The 910-nt window shown below is 58.4% G+C and carries 1 protein-coding gene; it reads right to left on the bottom strand.

All coding sequences use genetic code 11. The features are described from left to right. The coding region (locus tag RSO01_RS46910; RefSeq protein ID WP_281291667.1) for an ABC transporter substrate binding protein at positions 1 to 483 on the bottom strand (483 nt) is incomplete at its 3' end. Between the last annotated feature and the right edge of the window lie 427 nt (positions 484 to 910).

Below are 910 nucleotides of genomic sequence, written 5' to 3'. Positions count from 1 at the left end.
GGTCGGCAAACGATGGCGCATCGCAATTTCCATAATCTGGACGCGCCACGAGAACAGCGTTACGTCGGTAGCCATATAAAGGGCTGCCTGCCCGCCGCTGGCTAGCACGGCGACTTTGGCGTCCAACTCGTCGAGGCTATCCACCATCAAGTCGGCGAGCGCGAAGCCAGCCTGGGCACTCTCGCCGTAGAGGCTTTGTAACCTCCTTGCGCGATATTCTGGCGACCTGTCTGTTGCAAGAGAGTTGGGCGCATAAGCCACAATTCCCGCATGTCGCACTGTTGGAGCTGCGTCGCGCAGCATTTCCCACATTTTCGGATTGCCTATGTTGACCGCTTGGCCTGTTGCGTTGCCGCCGTGATTGACGAGACTTTTGACGATGCCCCTTTCGACCGGACTGCCAACGCCGGGAAATACAATGGGAATGGTCTTGGTCGCTCGCATGGCCGCAACCGTAGGCGCTGTTCCAGGAGTCGAGCACATCGGGTTGGGTGGCGATGAGAGCTCCAGCCAAAGCCGGGAGACGGGACATATCGCCTTGGGCACTGCGTGCGTCCACGACAAGGTTCTTGCCGACGACGTAGCCTCTGTCCTTTAACTCGTCACGAAAGGTACCGAAGTTTCCAAGCCATTTTTCAATGGGAGCGTCCGCTTTGCCAGCCTCGCCGACCCACAGCCAGCCAATCCTATAGACCCTGCCGGGTTGTTGCGAGGCGGCGGTGGAGATATCGACTATCAGGGCGACGATGATCAACGCAATGGCTGAAAGTACGCGTCGCATGTGATCTCCCGTGGTACCTTGGGAAATTTTCCCACAATCGCTCACAGTGTCGAGTTAATTCGGATGCCCTCATCACGCTCTGCTACTTACGGCCGCCGAGTTGCTGCGCCCGCCACTCCCACGCTGGCT

The organism is Reyranella soli, assembly GCF_007992495.1.
GTDB classification, from domain to species: Bacteria; Pseudomonadota; Alphaproteobacteria; order Reyranellales; family Reyranellaceae; genus Reyranella; species Reyranella soli.
Note: the sequence above shows the minus strand (reverse complement) of the source record. Positions and strands in the feature narration are given on the sequence as shown.